Annotated in this window: 15 protein-coding genes, 1 tRNA gene and 3 pseudogenes; 7 read left to right on the top strand and 12 right to left on the bottom strand. The window is 66.6% G+C overall.

All coding sequences use genetic code 11. The annotated features are described in order from the left end of the window. Positions 1-193: 193 nt before the first annotated feature. Positions 194-586, bottom strand: a complete 393-nt coding sequence (locus tag ACTQ49_RS14365; protein ID WP_441828522.1) for a hypothetical protein — start codon at positions 584-586, stop codon at positions 194-196. 84 nt (positions 587-670) lie between these two features. Beyond that, complete coding sequence (locus ACTQ49_RS14360) at positions 671-1,066, bottom strand: bleomycin resistance protein (protein WP_441828521.1); 396 nt, start codon at positions 1,064-1,066, stop codon at positions 671-673. 124 nt (positions 1,067-1,190) lie between these two features. Here ACTQ49_RS14360 and ACTQ49_RS14355 point away from each other — a divergent pair. The 4 genes and pseudogenes from ACTQ49_RS14355 to ACTQ49_RS14340 form a co-directional block, all read left to right on the top strand. Continuing rightward, a pseudogene (locus tag ACTQ49_RS14355) lies at positions 1,191-1,724 on the top strand (helix-turn-helix domain-containing protein); the annotation flags it as partial. Between the two features lie 554 nt (positions 1,725-2,278). Then, positions 2,279-3,019 (top strand): formylglycine-generating enzyme family protein, encoded by a 741-nt coding sequence (locus ACTQ49_RS14350; RefSeq protein ID WP_441828520.1) that lies wholly within the window; start codon positions 2,279-2,281, stop codon positions 3,017-3,019. A 166-nt stretch (positions 3,020-3,185) separates the two neighbouring features. After that, positions 3,186-3,710 carry a hypothetical protein gene (locus ACTQ49_RS14345; protein ID WP_441828519.1) on the top strand — a complete coding sequence of 175 codons (525 nt, stop codon included), beginning with the start codon at positions 3,186-3,188 and terminating at the stop codon, positions 3,708-3,710. Further along, positions 3,671-4,837, top strand: a pseudogene (locus ACTQ49_RS14340) (IS3 family transposase). The gene ACTQ49_RS14345 and the pseudogene ACTQ49_RS14340 overlap by 40 nt, the downstream one beginning before the upstream one ends. A 243-nt stretch (positions 4,838-5,080) precedes the next feature. Here the strand turns inward: ACTQ49_RS14340 and ACTQ49_RS14335 are convergent. Further along, positions 5,081-5,154, bottom strand: a tRNA-Pro gene (locus ACTQ49_RS14335). 161 nt (positions 5,155-5,315) lie between these two features. Between ACTQ49_RS14335 and ACTQ49_RS14330 the strand changes: the two genes are divergently transcribed. Next, positions 5,316-6,575: a serine hydrolase domain-containing protein gene (locus tag ACTQ49_RS14330; protein WP_441828518.1), complete on the top strand. Its 1,260-nt coding sequence runs from the start codon at positions 5,316-5,318 to the stop codon at positions 6,573-6,575. A gap of 23 nt (positions 6,576-6,598) precedes the next feature. On the opposite strand, the gene ACTQ49_RS14325 is transcribed toward ACTQ49_RS14330, so the two are convergent. Genes ACTQ49_RS14325 through ACTQ49_RS14290 form a run of 8 tightly spaced genes read right to left on the bottom strand, consistent with a single transcriptional unit; the run spans position 6,599 to position 13,953 of the window. Beyond that, positions 6,599-8,044 carry an FGGY family carbohydrate kinase gene (locus tag ACTQ49_RS14325; RefSeq protein ID WP_441828517.1) on the bottom strand — a complete coding sequence of 482 codons (1,446 nt, stop codon included), beginning with the start codon at positions 8,042-8,044 and terminating at the stop codon, positions 6,599-6,601. A gap of 24 nt (positions 8,045-8,068) precedes the next feature. Further along, entirely contained in the window at positions 8,069-9,496 is a 1,428-nt protein-coding gene (gene der / locus ACTQ49_RS14320; RefSeq protein ID WP_441828516.1) for a ribosome biogenesis GTPase Der, read from the bottom strand. Positions 9,497-9,506: 10 nt separating this feature from the next. Beyond that, positions 9,507-10,214, bottom strand: coding sequence for a lysophospholipid acyltransferase family protein (locus tag ACTQ49_RS14315; protein WP_441828515.1), 708 nt, complete (start codon positions 10,212-10,214; stop codon positions 9,507-9,509). Next, positions 10,207-10,872: a (d)CMP kinase gene (cmk, locus tag ACTQ49_RS14310; protein ID WP_441828514.1), complete on the bottom strand. Its 666-nt coding sequence runs from the start codon at positions 10,870-10,872 to the stop codon at positions 10,207-10,209. Before cmk ends, ACTQ49_RS14315 begins: the two co-directional genes overlap by 8 nt. A 36-nt stretch (positions 10,873-10,908) precedes the next feature. Further along, positions 10,909-11,988 (bottom strand): prephenate dehydrogenase, encoded by a 1,080-nt coding sequence (locus tag ACTQ49_RS14305; protein WP_441828513.1) that lies wholly within the window; start codon positions 11,986-11,988, stop codon positions 10,909-10,911. After that, positions 11,985-12,188 carry a ubiquitin-like protein Pup gene (locus ACTQ49_RS14300; protein ID WP_441828512.1) on the bottom strand — a complete coding sequence of 68 codons (204 nt, stop codon included), beginning with the start codon at positions 12,186-12,188 and terminating at the stop codon, positions 11,985-11,987. Before ACTQ49_RS14300 ends, ACTQ49_RS14305 begins: the two co-directional genes overlap by 4 nt. A gap of 5 nt (positions 12,189-12,193) precedes the next feature. Then, positions 12,194-13,747, bottom strand: coding sequence for a depupylase/deamidase Dop (dop, locus tag ACTQ49_RS14295; RefSeq protein ID WP_441828511.1), 1,554 nt, complete (start codon positions 13,745-13,747; stop codon positions 12,194-12,196). Then, positions 13,744-13,953 (bottom strand): hypothetical protein, encoded by a 210-nt coding sequence (locus ACTQ49_RS14290; RefSeq protein ID WP_441828510.1) that lies wholly within the window; start codon positions 13,951-13,953, stop codon positions 13,744-13,746. The genes dop and ACTQ49_RS14290 overlap by 4 nt, the downstream gene beginning before the upstream one ends. Before the next feature lie 274 nt (positions 13,954-14,227). Here ACTQ49_RS14290 and ACTQ49_RS14285 point away from each other — a divergent pair, with 274 nt between their 5' ends. Continuing rightward, positions 14,228-15,154, top strand: a complete 927-nt coding sequence (locus ACTQ49_RS14285) for a transposase (RefSeq protein WP_441828509.1) — start codon at positions 14,228-14,230, stop codon at positions 15,152-15,154. A 250-nt stretch (positions 15,155-15,404) separates the two neighbouring features. After that, positions 15,405-15,842, top strand: coding sequence for a hypothetical protein (locus ACTQ49_RS14280; RefSeq protein ID WP_441828508.1), 438 nt, complete (start codon positions 15,405-15,407; stop codon positions 15,840-15,842). A gap of 377 nt (positions 15,843-16,219) precedes the next feature. Here the strand turns inward: ACTQ49_RS14280 and ACTQ49_RS14275 are convergent. After that, positions 16,220-16,465: pseudogene (locus ACTQ49_RS14275) on the bottom strand (integrase core domain-containing protein); the annotation flags it as partial. Positions 16,466-16,582 lie beyond the last annotated feature (117 nt).

The raw sequence follows: 16,582 nt of genomic DNA, 5'->3' as shown, positions 1-16,582 counted from the left end.
CCGGGAGATGGGCCACCAGGCCGCCTTGCGTCAGCTCGCGAACCGCTGGGTCGGGATCCTCCACGGCTGCCTCAAGACCGGCACCCACTACGACGAACACACCGCCTGGGCCCACATCCTCGAGCCCAGTCCCAACCCCGTTCTCAAGGCCGCTGCTTGACAGAAGCAGAACCTGGGATGTCTGCCGCGAGTGCTACGTGGTGGGGTCGGTCGGTCCAAAGAATGACGCCCGTGCCGCAGCTACCTCATGACCTTTCAGCCAGCGCACCAAATAGGTCGGGCTTCGCCACTCGAATCTGTTGTCAAGCAACAAGCCGAGCGTTGGATGCAGATCCTCGGGCTGGTCGACCCAGTCGGAGAAGGTCCCGTCGGGGAACACCAGATAACCGTGGAGCGTCTCTTGGGGCTGGCTCCACCGCCGCCACCACAGGTGACCGCCGAGCTGTCGCACCCACTCCTCACCGTCGAGGAGCATCGTGGCTATCACGCGCCCCTGGTTGTCGACCAAGTGTGCGGATTTCCCGCGGATCATGGCAAGACGTGGGTCCCGCGTCGCGGTCTTTGAGGACGGGGGCTTCCACGGCATGCTGAGTAGTCTTCCACGCCGGTCTACTCTGCGCTTTCATGCCGCGTTGGGCTTCTGCTCCAACGTTCGGTGCCCCAGGGACATCTAGAGTCGCACTAGGTAGCCGTCGGGGTCCTGTACGAGGAACTGGCGAACGCCCGCCTCTTCGCTCGGGCCGATGCGGTACCACTTCTCTTCTGGCTCCATGAACAGTGGCCAGCCCGCTTCGCGTAGCTGCCGGAGTTGATCGGCGACATCGGGCACGGAGATTTGGAAGTTGATCCCGCGCCCCAAGGGTGGGTCGAAGGGCGCCGTTCGCCATGTCCTGCCGATGTCGGCTTGGTCGAGCATGAGGTGGGCGTCACCCAGGGCGAGGTAGGCGAAGCCTTCCTCGGGCCTGTCGTAGAGCACCTCGAAGCCGAGCAGGTCACGCCAGAACCGGACGGACACATCGCAGTCGGTGACGGACAGCTCGGGCACAAGGGAAAGTTCAGCACCCATGGGCACCAGCCTCGCAGAGGGCATCCCCGGAATGCCCTGTGCTGCTGACCTCGCGTTAGCTGGGGCCAAGTCGGGCCGTCATCCCGGGGCCGGATGGAGTTGAAATAGCCACTCCTCGGAACGCCACGCTCGACGTCTGTTCCGCGCACTCGTGGGGATCACCCCGACCGAGTCCCTGCGACGACTCCGACTGACCGCCGCCGCCGCCCAGATGCTCACCGGCACCAGCCAGTCGGTGCTCGAGACCGCCATCGCGGCCGGATTCGACAGCCACGACGGGTTCACCAAGGCCTTCACACGGGAGTTCCACCTCACACCGTCCGACTACCGACGCACCCGCCCGCCCGTGGCGTGGTTCATCGCCAGCCCGGTGCGCCACTACTACAGCTACCTCGACCCCGACCAGGAGACCACCATGACCACCATCACCTGCACCGTCACGATCGTCGACCACCCCGCCGCCCGAGTACTCCTGCAGCGCGCCGCCCGCGCCACCGAGTACTGGAGCTACTGCGATGAGAAGGGCTGCGAATGGGAAGGCCTCCTGGCCAGCATCCCCGAACGCCTGTGCCCGCCAGCACTGCTCACCCTCCCGACCCAGCTCACCACCCCCGGCGCCTCGAAGGTCGCCGCCGGCGTGGAGCTACCCGCAGACTAGGACGGCCCCGTCCCCAACGGCTACGAACTCATCGACGTCCCCGCCCAGACCCTCGCCCACTTCGCCACCCAGCCATTCGACAACGAGGACGACTACGCCCAAGTCATCGACCTGCTCAACCAAACCGTCACCCAGTACGACCCCACGCCCTTCGGCTACCGCATGGCTCCCGACGCCGGGATCAGCTACAACTTCGGTGCCCAGGCAGCCCTCGGAGCCCGCCAGAACCACCCCTTGACCGCGGTGCCCCGATGACCATTCCACCCATCGAGCTCATCGCCGCGAGTCACCCCGGGGCCAGACGACAAGCTGCGCTGTTCGAACACCCCGACCAGCACCAGTCGGAGAAGCTAGAGGAACTGCACCTCATGGGCTTGCGACGGCGCGAATGGATCGGCGAACTTCGGGGTCTCGTCAGTCGTGCACTCGCCGCTGGGCTCTCCCGACGAACGATCGCAGACGCACTCGGGCTCGATCGCACCGCACTCAGGCGTTACACACACGCGGCGTCACAGTCCTCCCGCAGTGCCAGTTGATGCACGAGGATGAGACTCATGAATGTGGAGATGGTGCCGCTACCCCTCCTCGGCCCCGTCGAGGAGCACGTCGTCGATCGCTCCACAGGCACGTCCTGGACGGCGCGCGTCGAACCCTTCGAACTGGCCACCACGGTGGTCACGCGCAGCCTCTGGGCCCAAGTGACTCGGGGCACCGTCGTCCCGGAAGAAGCGGCCCTGCCACAGACGGACGTGAGCTGGCGTGACGCGATCACCTTCTGCAACACACTGTCCATGCACGAGGGGCTCACGCCCGTGTACACGATCGGGCAACGCGAGCTTCCCGCACCGACACAGTGGAGAGCCCACAGCGAACCCGAACAAGACGACTGGATCGTCCACTGGAACCACCACGCCGACGGCTACCGGCTCCCCACCGACGCCGAGTGGCAGTTCGCCTGCCGCGCCGGCACCACCGGGCCACGCCACGGCGAACTCGACGCCATCGGCTGGTACGCCGGCAACTCCGAGGGCCACGTGCACGAGGTCAAGCTCAAACAGCCCAACGACTGGGGACTGTTCGACATGCTCGGCGGCGTCTGGGAATGGTGCTGGGACCTCTACAACCCACAGACGTACGGGTCGTACCGCATCATCCGCGGCGGCGGATGGAGCGATCCGCACTGGAGCTGCCGTGCCGGCGTGCGTCGCAAGACCAACCCTGCATCATCATTCGACGACCTCGGATTCCGTATCGCCCGCGGAACAGCCACCCACCCCGCCGTCAGACCAACCTGAAGCCCTACCAACTTCACCTCTGACCAACCCCAGGTCACGCGGGGACTTGGCACAGGTCAGCCAGACCGTGATCCGGCCAAAGTGCTGCCCTATTGTCTAGTCTGAGCTCATGGTGACGGCTTTGCGGGAAGTCCACCCAGCCCTCCGGGAATGCTTGGCAGGGCCCATGGTTGCCTACGACCTGCAGGTGCCGATCGATGCCGCCCACGTGGGCCTGCCGAGCACCTCCGCCACCGTGATCCTGGCTGTGGACGAGCCACTCGACGTCGGATGGCTGCAAGACCCCACGAACTCCTCACGGCGGTGGTGCTCCATGTCAGGTCTGCACCTGACGCCGGCGCTGATCCGCACCCACGGCATGCAGCGCGGCATCCATCTGGAGCTCACACCCTTCGGATCCCGAGCCCTGTTCGGAGCACCCCTAGCGGCCGTCGCCGGTCACACCGTGGACCTGGCTGACCTCCCCCGCGGGCTCAACCCCGCAGAGCACGAAGCCGTCACCGCCCCTGCCACCTGGGCTGCCCGGCTGACCACCCTCGAAGCCCTCCTGCTCGATCGCCTCCAAGCAGCACATCTCGCGGCGGGACTGCCCCGGGTTTGGTTGACACTGACATCTCAGGTCCGTGAGGGCCTGGTGAAAGGATGCATGTCATGCCCAAGCCCCATCCGAAAGAGTTCCGCGACGACGTGATCGCGATCGCCCCGCAAGGGCGAGGCCCCGATCGGCCAGATCGCCAAGGACTTCGGGATCAGTGAGTCCTGCCTGCGCAACTGGCTTGCCAAGGCCGACCGTGCCGATGCCCCAGCCGGTTCGGTCGCGAGCCAGTCAGCGGCCGAGCTGCGGGAGGCGAAGAAACGCATCCGGCTGCTGGAGCAGGAGAACGAGGTCCTGCGCCGCGCCGCGGCCTACTTGTCTCGTGACATCAACCCACAATGATGTTCCCCTTGGTCACCGACTTGGCCCAGGCCAAGGGGACACAGATTCGGGTGCCGGTGGCGGTCTCGTGCCGGGTGCTGGACTTCTCCCGGCAGGCCTATTACCAGTGGCTCGCCGAGCCGATTTCCCAGCGGGACTGGGACGATGCCCACCTGATCAATGCCGCGATCGACCTGCATGCCGCCGACCCCGGCCTGGGCTACCGACTGATTGCTGATGACCTGCCCGAGGTGGGCATCACCGCCGGTGAGAACCGAGTCCATCGACTCTGCAAGCTGCAACGGATCCGCTCGTTCCACTCGGTCAAGAACGGTTCGTGGAAGAAGCCTGGCCCGCCGGTCCACGATGATCTGGTGCAGCGCCGGTTCTGCGCCGAAGGCCCCAACCGGTTGTGGTTGACCGACATCACCGAGCACCACACCAGCGAGGGCAAGCTGTACTTGTGTGCGGTCAAGGACGTCTGGTCCAACCGCATCGTGGGCTATTCGATCGACACGCGCATGAAGAAGCGGATCGCGATCAACGCCTTGCGGATGGCCATCCAGCGCCGAGGGCGGGTTGCTGGTTGCATCGTGCACTCGGACCGAGGAAGCCAATTCAGGGCCCACGCATTTGTGGCTGAGTTGAAGTCCCACGGCCTCAAGGGGTCCATGGGTCGGGTCGCTTCGAGCCCCGAGAATGCCGCCATGGAGAGCTTTTTCGCCCTGCTGCAGAAGAACGTCCTCAACCGTCACCCGTGGGCCAGTCGGGCCGAGCTGCGGCTGGCCATGATCACCTGGATCGAGAAATCCTACCACCGCCGACGACGTCAACGACGTCTCGGCAAGCTCACCCCAGTAGAGTTCGAAACAGTCCACCAGACGACCACCCGGGCCGCCTGACCTACCCCCTAGAAACTGTCAAGCAAACTGGGGGCAGTCCCACCTGGTCAGGAGACCTCGCAGACGCTGGTCGCGGCCGGGGAAACACGAGTCACGAACCGCGGAGAAACGCCTAGTCGCAAGAGGGGAACGCAGGCGTCGAATGCAGGTGCGAACCGGGTCCTGTAATCTCAATAGGGCACGTATAGGGCACGAAAAAGGGGCCCGCCAGAGCAAACTAGCTCTGACAAGCCCCTTTGGACGTCGGGCTGACAGGATTTGAACCTGCGACCCCTTGACCCCCAGTCAAGTGCGCTACCAAGCTGCGCTACAGCCCGTCCGGGTCGTTCCCGACCCGATGAAGAACATTACTGGAACTTTCGCCCGTGCGCCAATCGGACTCGCGCGGGTTCGTCGCAGATCTCATCCTTGCGGTGGAGGTGCCTCGACCCCGTGCCCGGCTAGCGTCTGCGGCAACCCACTTGAGGAAGGAAGTCCGATGAAATCACTCCCCCGCCGCCCTCTCACTGCTGGCCTTGCCGCAGTCGCCTGTCTGGCGCTGGCCACGCCTGCCGCTGCCCAGCCGGGCAACCGGACCGTGCTCGATGGCCTCACGCGTGACCAGACGGCCCAGCAGGTGGCGGCAGCTGCCCAGCAGGCCAAGCAGAACCATCGCAAGGGCCACGGGGCACGAATTTCCAACCCCACCTTGGATGCAGCCCTGGCGCAGATGGTCGCTGACGGCGCGGTGGGTGTCACCGGGCGTCTGGAGAGCTCCACCACCACCTGGGCCGGCGCCGCGGGGCTCCGGGACAAGGACGCGAAGTCCAAGGCCAAGCCCAATGACCGCTTCCGCGCGGCCAGCAATACCAAGATGATGATCTCCGTCCTGGTCCTGCAGGAAGTCCAGAAGGGGGTCTGGCAGCTCGACCAGCCGGTGGCTGACGTCCTGCCCACCCTGCTGCCCGACCACTCCGAGGTCACCTTCCGTCAGCTGTTGAGCCACACCTCCGGCATGCCCAATGGCACCAACGAGCTGCTCTTCCGGCACATCACCGACCCCAGCTCACAGGAACAGTTCGAGGCTGCCGTGAAGCGCGACTACGCTCCGCAGGAGCACATCGACGCCATCAACGACGCCCCGTGGACCACGCCGGGAGAGATGCTCTACTCCAACGCTGGCTTCGTGGCACTCGGCATGCTGCTGGAGGCCCAGAACGGCACGAGCCTGCAAACCCTGCTGCGCGAGCGGGTCTTCAAGCCCGCCGGCATGCACCAGACCACCTTTGACCTGGAACCTCGCCTCACCGGCGCGGCGCTGCACGAGGACGGCTGGCTGGGCGAGGCCGACGGTTGGATGGAACTGGACCAGTTCGATCCGGACCTGCTGTGGGCTGCCGGCGCCGTGACCAGCACCACGGCCGACCTCAACGACTTCACCCGGGCCCTGTTCAGTGGCGCACTGGTGAGCCCGGCGCTGGTCGAGCAGATGATGACCCCCGAATCCGGTGCTCCCTTGCACTACGGCCTGGGCCTCTACCGGATCACTGACCCCTGCCCTTCGGACGACGCCAATCCGTACCTCTACGGGCACGACGGAGCGGCCCTCGGCACCTTGAGTGTCGCCTTCTCCTCACCCGATGGGCAGCGCCAGTTCTCCGTCGGAGTCACCGGACGCGACCTGAGCACGCTCCAGGGCCGCGTGAACCTCAATGACGTCCTGGTGCCAATGCTCCAGGCCAGCTGCCCCGCAGCCTGACCTGCCCTGAGCCGGGACGGACGTCAGAACAGATCGCGACAGATCGGGGCCACCGCGTCGTACAGCGCGCGGTGTGCCTCGATCTGGTCCTCGTAGAAGCGGGAGGCAAGGCCCGGCTCCACCACATCGGACTGTTGGAGGGACTCCCCCAGCGGCAACGGAACGCTGCCATCCACTGCACGGGCGGCAGCCCGGATCGCCGACCATGCCCCGGGATCTGTGAGCTCACCGGTGACCACGGCTGCCTCGAAGATGTCGGCCAGAATCTGGCGCCACACCCGGCTGGTGGCGCCACCACCGGCCACCAGGATCCGCTCCTGCCGCCACCCGAGATCGTCGGCCGCGTGCCGCAGCCCCATCGCCACACCCGTCAAGGCCGCCAGGTAGAGATCACCGGGATCGCTGCGCCGGGTGATTCCGACGAAAGTGCCGCGCAGCGCATCGTCGCGGACCGGGGTGCGCTCGCCACCCAGACCCGGCAGGCACAGCGGCCGGTTGTCGAGGGATCCGACGCGGTCGGCCAGCACCGCGTCGAGGTCTTCAAAACTGAACTCCTCGAAGAAGCTGTGCCGCGCCCATTCAGCGGTCGCGCCGGCCGAGAGCACCGCGCCGATCCGAAGCGTCGACGCCCACCCGGGCATCACCAGTTGGTGGGTGCCACTCGGCGCGCCGGGCAGAGCGTCGACGACGCCCGCCACCCAGCCGGTCGTGCCCAGGTTGATGTAGGCCTGACCGGGCTGGCTGCCCACCAGGCCGTCGGTGGCGGCCCCAGCATCACCCATGGCGTGCACGACGGGAATCCCGGCGCGCAGTCCCAGGTCTCGAGCAGCCGCCTCGGACAGTTCACCGACGGCCACATCGGCCAGTTCCGGCAGCTGCGCGGGTGCGACTCCGCAGGCCTGCAAGACCTCCGCGGACCAGCTCCTGGCTCCCACGTCGAGCAGACCGGTGGTGGAGGCCGTCACCGGGTCCAGCACGGACCGGCCCGTCATCCGGAGCATGACATAGCCGGGGCTGCCCAGCAGGACGTGCTGCGCATTCTGCAGCGTGCGGGGCTCGTGCTGGGCCAGCCATCCCAGCTTCGCGGGAACACTGCTGACGTCCTGCTGATTGGCGGTCAGCTGTTCCCACGTGGGCAGCAGCTGCCGGAGCCGATCGAACTGCTCCCGGGCACGGACATCGCTGTACAGCATCGCTCGGCGCAAGGGTCTGGCACCCACCGTCGGCACAACGTCCTGCATCTGACCGGTCAGACCGATCGTCACAATGTCCTGCGAGCGATCGAAGCCCAGCAGGCAGGTGCGCAGCGACTGCCACCACGCGCTGGGGTCCTGCTCCATCTCCCCCGCCGGACCGGTGGCGGTGGGGATGTCATCCACCAGACGTGCGACGACCTGCCCGTCTTGCGTGGCCACCACCACCTTCACACGAGTGGTTCCGAGGTCGATGCCGGCGAGCAGGCCGTCCATGGTGCTTCCTTTGCTGGGTGGGTACTACTTCTTGCCGCGCTTCTCGCGGGCACGCACGTCGACGTGCACCGGGCTCCCGGAGAAGCCGAAGTCCTCACGCAGCCGACGCTCGATGAAGCGCTGGTAGCCCTGGTCGATCATGCCGGAGGTGAACAGCACGAAGGTGGGCGGGCAGTTCTGCGCCTGCGTGCCGAAGAGCACACGGGGCTGCTTGCCGCCGCGCACCGGGTGCGGATGGGCGGCGGTGACGCGGCCCAGGAAGGCATTGAGCTTGCCGGTGGAGACGCGAGTCTCCCATCCCTCCAGGGCCTCCTCGATCGCCTTGGAGAGCTTGTCCAGATTGCGTCCGGTCAGGGCGGAGATGTTGACGCTGGGCGCCCAGGAGAAGGGGTGCATGTCGCGTTCGATCTCGCGGTCGAGGTAGCGGCGGCGTTCCTCGTCGGTCAGGTCCCACTTGTTGTAGGCGATGACCAGCGCCCGGCCAGTGTTCTCCACATTGCTCAGGATGCGCAGGTCCTGCTCGCTGACCGGCTCGGAGGCGTCGATCACCACGACGCACACCTCGGCGCGCTCGATCGCGCCCTGCGTGCGCAGGCTGGCGTAGTACTCGTGACCGCTGGCCTCCTTGACGCGCTTGCGGATGCCGGCAGTGTCGATCAGTCGGTAGAGCTGACCGCCCACCTCGCACAGCTCGTCGACGGGATCCACTGTGGTGCCGGAGATGTCGCTGACCACGGAACGCTGTTGCCCGGAGAGCTTGTTCAGCAGGGAGCTCTTGCCCACATTGGGCTTGCCGACGATCGCCACGCGTCGGGGCCCGCCCACCTCACGGAAACGCTCCTTGGGGGCCTCGGGCAGCACCTCCAGGGCGGCATCCAGCAGGTCGCCCGTTCCGCGGCCATGGATGGCGGAGATGGGCCAGGGCTGACCCAGACCCAGGTTCCACATGGTGGCGGCCTCGCCCTCGGTGCGCTGGTCGTCCACCTTGTTGGCGGCCAGGACGACGGGCTTCTTGCTGCGGCGCAGCACCTGAACCACGGCCTCGTCCTCGTCGGTGGTGCCCACGGTGGCGTCGACGACGAAGAGCACCGCGTCGGCGGCCATGATGGCCAGCTCCGCCTGCTCGGCGATCTGGTGGGCCAGGCCGCGGGCGTCGCTCACCCAACCGCCGGTGTCCACCAGGACGAATTCGCGCCCATTCCAGTTGGCGTCATAGCTGACCCGGTCACGCGTGACGCCGGGCGTGTCCTGGACGACGGCCTCGCGACGGCCCAGGATGCGGTTGACGAGCGTGGACTTGCCCACATTGGGCCGCCCGACGACGGCCAGCACGGGCTTGATGGCAGCTGGCTCGTCAGTGAGTCCGTCGACGAACTCGATGCCGTCCAGATCGGAGGGGGTGAAGTCGGCACCGGACAGATCGGCACTCGAGAAGTCAGGGTTGTCAGTCATGAGGGGTCCTTCAGTGCAGTTCCAGACCCAGCTCCTGCTGGGCCTGCTGGACGTGCTCCGCGCAGACCACGCGGAGACGTTCGGCAAGGTCGGCGACCTCACCGGCAGTCCTGGGCCACTCCTGGGCCCGGACTGCAATTGGTAAACCGTACACGACGTGTACCGGCATCCCCGGTTTGGGAATGGATCGCAGCCCGGTGCCTCCCACCGCCGTGCCCAGCAGGGCCACGGGCACCACCGGCGCACCCGTGACCAGCGCGAGATAGGCGGCACCACCCTTGAACTGGGCAAAGTCGCCCCGGCCACGGTGCATCTCCGGGAAGATCACCAGCCGCCGCCCGGCCCTCAGCAGGGCGATGCACTGACGCAGGCTGCCCGGATCCGGATTCCAACGGTCGATCGGGATCTGACCCATGGCATGCAGGAAGCGCCCCAGAACGGGATTGCGCCACAGTTCCTTCTTCGCCATCGCCTGCCCACCGGGAATGAGCGTGACTGCCATGGGCCCGTCCAGCAGCCCGACGTGGTTGACCGCCAGGATCACCGGTCCTTCGGCGGGAATCCGGCTGCGGTGGTGCTCCTCGAAGGTCCAGATGTGTCGCACCAGCCAGGCACCCACCGGCTGCAGGCGGTCCATCAGCCAGGCGCCGGTGCGGACGTGGTCCGTGCGGGGCAGGATCTGCTCGACAGGATCGGGCGACGATGCGTGGTCAGTCACCGTTCGGCACCATGGCGCAGATCCGGTCGATCACCTGGTCCAGGTCCAGGAAGGTGGAGTCCACCAGCTCCACGCCCTCGGCGGGCTTCTCGAACTGGCTCACCGTCGCGTCGTCCCGGTCGCGTCGCACCACCTGGTCAGTGACCTGATCGGCGTCCACCTTGCCGCCCAGCTCGGCCTGGCGACGCGCGATGCGGGCGGCGGGGTCGGCCACCAGCAGGATGCGCAGATCCGCATCGGGCGCCACCACCGTGGTGATGTCGCGGCCCTCCACCACCATGCGTCGCCCGTGCTGGGCAATGAGGTCGCGGAATTGCTGGGTCAGGGCCTCGCGGACGCCCAGATTGGTGGCGATCGCGGACACCTTGGCGCTCACGTGGGGCTCGCGGATCTCGTCGGTGACATCCCGGCCGTCCAGGCTGGTCGACGGATTGGCTGGATCGGTGCCGGCGACGATCCTCGCGCCACGAACCAAGGCCTCCACCTCCGCCGTCCGGGACGCGTCGAGGCCCGATTCCAGGAAGGCAATGGCGGCTGCCCGGTACAGCGAACCAGTGTCCAGATAGGCCAGGCCTAGCCGCTGGGCGACTCCGCGGGAGGTGCTGGACTTGCCGGACCCACTTGGTCCGTCGATGGCGATCAGGAGGCTCTCGTTCACGCCCCACAGGCTACCGGCACGGCACCCTGACCACGGTCAGGAACGCAGCGTCCAGCCCTTGTCCGTCATGGCGGCCCGCAGCCTGGTGGCATGGTCCGGGGTGACCTCCACGGACAGGAAGCCGACCTGCCGTTCCGCGTCGTGTTCGATGGACAGGTCCTCGACGTTGACCCCTTCCGCGCCGATGTCTGCGAACAGCGATCCCAGCGCACCGGGCGTGTCGGGGATCTCGACGACGACGCTCTCCCAGTCCACGGGTTTCGCACCGTGCTTGCCGGGCAGCGCGCGGGCGCCCTCACGGCCGCGGGCCATGAACTCCTCCAAGCCGCTTGGATCATCGAGCACCTGGAAGAGCTCGTCCAGGTCCCGACGAATCCCTTCCAGCTCGTGCCGGATGGCCGACGAGTTGGCCTGGATGATCTGGCGCCACAGGACGGGATCGGAGGCGGCGATGCGCGTCACGTCGCGCACTCCCTGACCGGCCAACTGCAGGTGCTCGTCCGGAACCTCACGCAGGTTGCCAGCGGTCAGGGTGCTCATCAGCTGGGGAACGTGGCTGACCCTGGCCACGGCCTCGTCGTGGTCGTCGGCGTCCATCTCCACCAGTCGGGCCCCACAGGTGAGCGCCAACTGGCGCACCATCTCCACGTGCTCGGGTGCATTGTCCGGGCGGGGGCAGACCACCCAGGTGCGGTCCTCGAAGAGGTCACCGCGGGCCGTCAAGGGCCCGGCATGTTGGGATCCGGCCATCGGGTGCGAGCCGACATAGCGGGACAGGTCCGCCCCGCTCTCCCGGAGCCGGTCCAGCACGCGGCCCTTGACCGAGGCAACGTCGGTCACCACCGCGCGCGGCGAGAGCTCCAGCGATTCCAGGACCTCCTGCACCACGGCCGACGGTGGGGTGGCCACCACGACCATCCGGATCGTCTCGGTGTGCGGGTAGTCGATCAGGCCGGCACCCAGGCCGGCCGCCACCACGGCGTGCACATTCGACGCATCCACCAGGTGCACCTGCTCACCGGCGGCGGTCAACGCCATGCCGATCGAGGCGCCGATCAAACCGGCACCCACCACCACCACGGGACCGAGTTGGCCCGCGGTGGGAACAAGGCTCACTGGCCGCCCTTCTGCACGAAGCTGCGGACATACTCCGCCGCATTGGTCTCCAGGACGCCGTCGATCTCGTCGAGGAGCGCATCGAAACCTTCGTCGCTGGTGCTGCTGGTGGAGCTGGCCTGCTCGACGTCAGCCGCCTGCTCGTCGACGGTCTGACCGGTGCGCACACGGTTGATCCGCTGCTGCTCGCTCACGCTCATGCCTCTCACCTGCCGGGACTGGACTGCCAGCCTATCGACTCACCCAGCTCCACCAGCGCCACCATGTCGGCCGTGGACACGGTGCCGTCGCCTGGCTTTCCCAGGAGGTGATTGATCCTGTGCTGCCACTGATCCCTGGTTCCGTGCAGCGGCGAGGTCAGGTGCAGCGTGCGTTCCCCCACCGGCGTCCGGAAGGTGATCCGGTCCCAGTTGGCTGCCACGACATGTTCGGCGAAGCGGGTGAGCAGCACGCCGCGCAGCCACGCACGGGTACTGTCTGGCGGCTCGGAGCAGGCACGGCTCACCTCGGGCTCGGTCACAATCCGACGAACCGCCCCCTTCTGTTCCAGGGCGCCAAACAGGCCCGCTCCGAGGTCTGCATAGCGCAGGTCGAGCGCCGTCAGACGGGGCTCATCCCAGCCCAGGCCGTGCCGGGCACGCAAACCCTCCAGCAGTCGAAGCTTGGCCACCCAGTCGAGCCGGTCCGCACAGCGCATGGGGTCCGCCTCGAGGTCCTCCAGGACTTCCTCCCACAGGTCCAGCACCAGGCGCGCGTCGGGGATCGCCTCAGGGCTGTCGGCCCCATCACGGGCCGCGGCCCACCACAGCCGTTGCAGCTCCACCGCGGACCGCGTCGCCCCGTCGGTGCAGGGCACACCCACCCGGCAGGTCCAGTCGCGGCTGAAGGTCTTCATCGCCGCGACGGGATCCCGCGGCTGGGGCAACTCGGCGCCAGCCGATATCGCCTGCAGTGCCAGCTGTGCGGAGCCCACCTTGACCAAGCTGGCCACCTCACAGAGATTCGCATCGCCGGTGATCACGTGCAGGCGACGATGCTCCCGCTCATCGGCGTGCGGCTCGTCACGGGTGTTGACCAGCGGGCGACGAACGGTGGTCTCGAGGCCGACCAAGCGCTCGAAGAAGTCGGCGCGCTGGCTGGTCTGGAAGCCGGGCTCATGTCCGTCTCGTCCGAGCCCGACGCGGCCTGCCCCGGTGACGACGACGCGGCTGGCCAGGAAGCCCGGAAACTGGGCGACGATCCGCTCGAAGGGCAGGCTGCGGGGCAGCAGGTAGTTCTCGTGGCAGCCGTAGCTGCGGCCCTTGTTGTCGGTGGTGTTCTTCACCAGGTGGATCTGCAGGCCGGTGCGTTCGCTGGCCCGACGAGCTGCCTCGCCGTGGATCCGGTCGCCTGCGCGGTCCCAGATGAGCGCCTCCGTGGCCGAACCCACCTCGGGTCCCGACCATTCGGGATGGGCATGGTCCACATAGCTGCGACCGCCATTGCCGAGCAGGCGATTGGCCTGGCGCACCTCGTCGGTGAGCAGATCGGGATGCGCAGCCCGTCGGGGCAGCACCGAACCGCGAGCATCCACCAAGGGATGTTCATCCGCGTAGTCCCACGTGGTTCCGGGAGCCTGGACCGCCTGCACCACGGCCTCCGAGAGGCTGATCGGATCCGGCTGGCGCTCCTGTGGCTGGAGTCCGGTGACGAAGACGCCGTACTCGGTTTCCAGACCCAGGACCGAGACTCTGGTTCCGGGCACCCCCTCGCCACTCATCGACGATTCCGATGCGGAGGCCATGTGCGGTGCAGGAGCCACCAGATGGCCGAGCTCACCATGCCGGAGACCACCAGATAGGCGGCGGTTCCCACGAGAAGCCAGTCGCGCGCATTGAGGCCCAGGAGCAGATAGGCGGCCCCGGTGGCGATCAACAGCGCCGCACACCAGCCCGCCAGGCGACGCAGAAAGTCAGCCGTGGTCACACGCCCAGCTCCTCTCGACCGTCGGGATTGCTTCTTGCCATCGAAGGGGCCCTCACCCCCATGTTGTCATGACGGGGCCGTCGCCCCATGCTGTCATGCCCGTGCGGCCGGGAAGTCCGGGCCGTCGACCCGCGAGGCGCAGCTTGAGGCCCAGGTCGAAGACCTCACTTTGGCGCTCGGCGAGGCCGCGGTCGAACTCCGGGTCCAGAAGTTGTAGTGCGGAGGGCCTGTTGGGCCCTTCGAAGACCTCGAGGTAGTCCGGATCGACGAGGGAATGTCGACCGCGAGGTTCTGCGAACTGCTCGACATTCCCGAACGAACGTGGCGACGCTGGCAAGCACGAGCCCGGGCCGGCAAACCAGTCAAAGGTCCCTGGCCGGCCCCATCACGAGACCAACACCGGGAAGCTGTGGTGACGATGGCCAGCGAGCATCCCGCCTGGGGACACCGCAAGATCTGGGCCATGGTCCGTCACGACGGGCACCGGCTTTCGCCGTCGACGGTGTTGCGGATCATGGCCGACGAAGACCTCCTGCTCCATGCTGACTACCAGAAACAGCGCCGCGAACTTGCCAAACAACGCAAGACCGCCTTCGCCGCGCCACCCACGGGTCCGAATCAGGTCTGGCAGTTCGACTTCTCCGAGTACGAGACCACTGGCGGCGGGACCTGGCGGGTCGCCGGCGTTGCGGACTACTACTCGAAGTACGAGTTCGGCTGGCACTGGTCACCCACCGCGAACCAGCACGACGCCATCGCCGGTGTCGAACTTGCCCTCGCGGAGGCCGAGGCCATGCTCGACGGCACCAAGCTCATCGATCACCTGACCGACCCCGCCACGGGTGAGATCGTCCCGATCACGTTGGTCACCGACAACGGCGGCCCGTTCCGCTCGTTCCGCTTCGAGCACTTCATCACGGCCCATCCCGAGCTGCGCCATGTCCGCACTCGCGTCAGGACGCCGGGTCAGAACGGAGTCCGCGAACGGGCCTTCCAGAGCTTGAAGTATGAGCGGCTCTACCGCGAACAGATCGACGATGCTCTCGACCTGGTCCGAGAGGCTGAGGCTTACCGGGCCGAGTTCAACACCATCCGACCCCACGGGGCGCTGGCCTGGAATCGGCCCTCACAGGTCCACCGCGGTCTGGCCGACCCCAGCATCCCCAACTTTCCCGAGCCCGAAATCCTGCCAACTACTTGACGCGGGACAGACAGCTCTCGGCTACCTGTCTTGGCTAGCCACTCGATATGCGCTAGGAGTGCAAAAGGCGTAGGTCTGCTCGTCATCGAGGTATCCAGTGGAAGTGACTCGCCAAGTACCGCTTCTAGTCAATGGCATGACCGTGTAACTGCCGGAAGCGATGGAACTGCTAGTCCAAACGGTGTATCCCGGCCGGCTATTGATGTAGATGGTGATGGTTCCGCTGCCTCTCCAGTGGATCCCTAGGTACATGCCTGTTCCTGCGCTGACGCATGACTTTGAGGAGCTCTTGCTCACCACCGCGGCTGCGGGCTCCGCCGGCGCGACACTGACGCTCATCACCAGAAGCAGCGCTGTCATTGCACCGAGGCTCTGCCGACGATTCTGCACAAACATGTTGACTCCGATCCGTAACAGTCGCGATGCTTCCAACATGATCCATGATGATGAGTTGCGCCTGGAAGGTCACGAGGTTGGCACGGAGCCCCCTTACGTCGCCGTCGCTGCTGAGCTCCACCAGGGGATGCAGTGGGCCACCGAACTTCTGCTGCGTATCCTGCCGGAGACTGCCAGAACGCCGGCAGGGCTTGTTGAGTTGATTGAAAAGGAAGCGGGCATCAGCCACTCGGTGGCCGAGATGGTTCTGTACCAACCGCTGGAAAGTCTGCTGCCTGAAGCAGCGGACTGAGAAGTAGCCCCGCACCACCCTCGGCAGCACAAGAATCGGCGGCACTTGTCACCCGCACTGCCGTTGACTACTAGGCCGTCTGCGAAGCGAGTCAGCCGCTTCTCACTATCCTGTCCAGATCCGCGTCAGAGGTGCATGCCCACCGGCACCACGTTCACCCAGACCTCACCCAACGCGTTGCTGTTGTTGTCCTCGACGCCTTGACCTCGTTGGGGGTTCCGATCTTTGGCGGCGGCGTCGTCGACGACGAGAAGAAGAAGAAGAAGAGGCGGCGGGTTTCTCCCCTACCCGGGAAGCTCGTGTCCGCTCGGACCTTCGGCCCTTGGCCACGAGGCTACCGAGAGTTGGGGGTGAATCGCCCCGGTGAGTCCGGGGACTCAGTGGTGTGACAGTTCCAGCTCCTCGACGGGCTGGATGTGGCCAGCGTAGTAGGCCTGCTCCAGCTCGGCTGGTGAGATGTCGCCGCAGTATTCGTAGATGCGTCGGTGGTTGAACCAGTCGACCCATTCCGCGGTCGCGAACTCGACCTCATCAACACCCTTCCACGGCGCTCGGGGCTTAATCAGCTCAGTCTTGAACAACCCGTTGATCGTCTCGGCGATGGCGTTGTCGTAGCTTTCTCCGGCTAATCGGGGCTGGTCAGGGCCTGTTGCGGTGGTCTGGTCAGGCGATGTGGTCCATGAGGGTGTTGAGGCGGTTGATCAGGCGGAGATGACGTTCGGTTTCGGGGTCCCAGCCGC

Source organism: Luteococcus sp. Sow4_B9 (assembly GCF_052116585.1).
In the GTDB taxonomy this organism is placed as follows: domain Bacteria; phylum Actinomycetota; class Actinomycetes; order Propionibacteriales; family Propionibacteriaceae; genus Luteococcus.
Note: the sequence above shows the minus strand (reverse complement) of the source record. Positions and strands in the feature narration are given on the sequence as shown.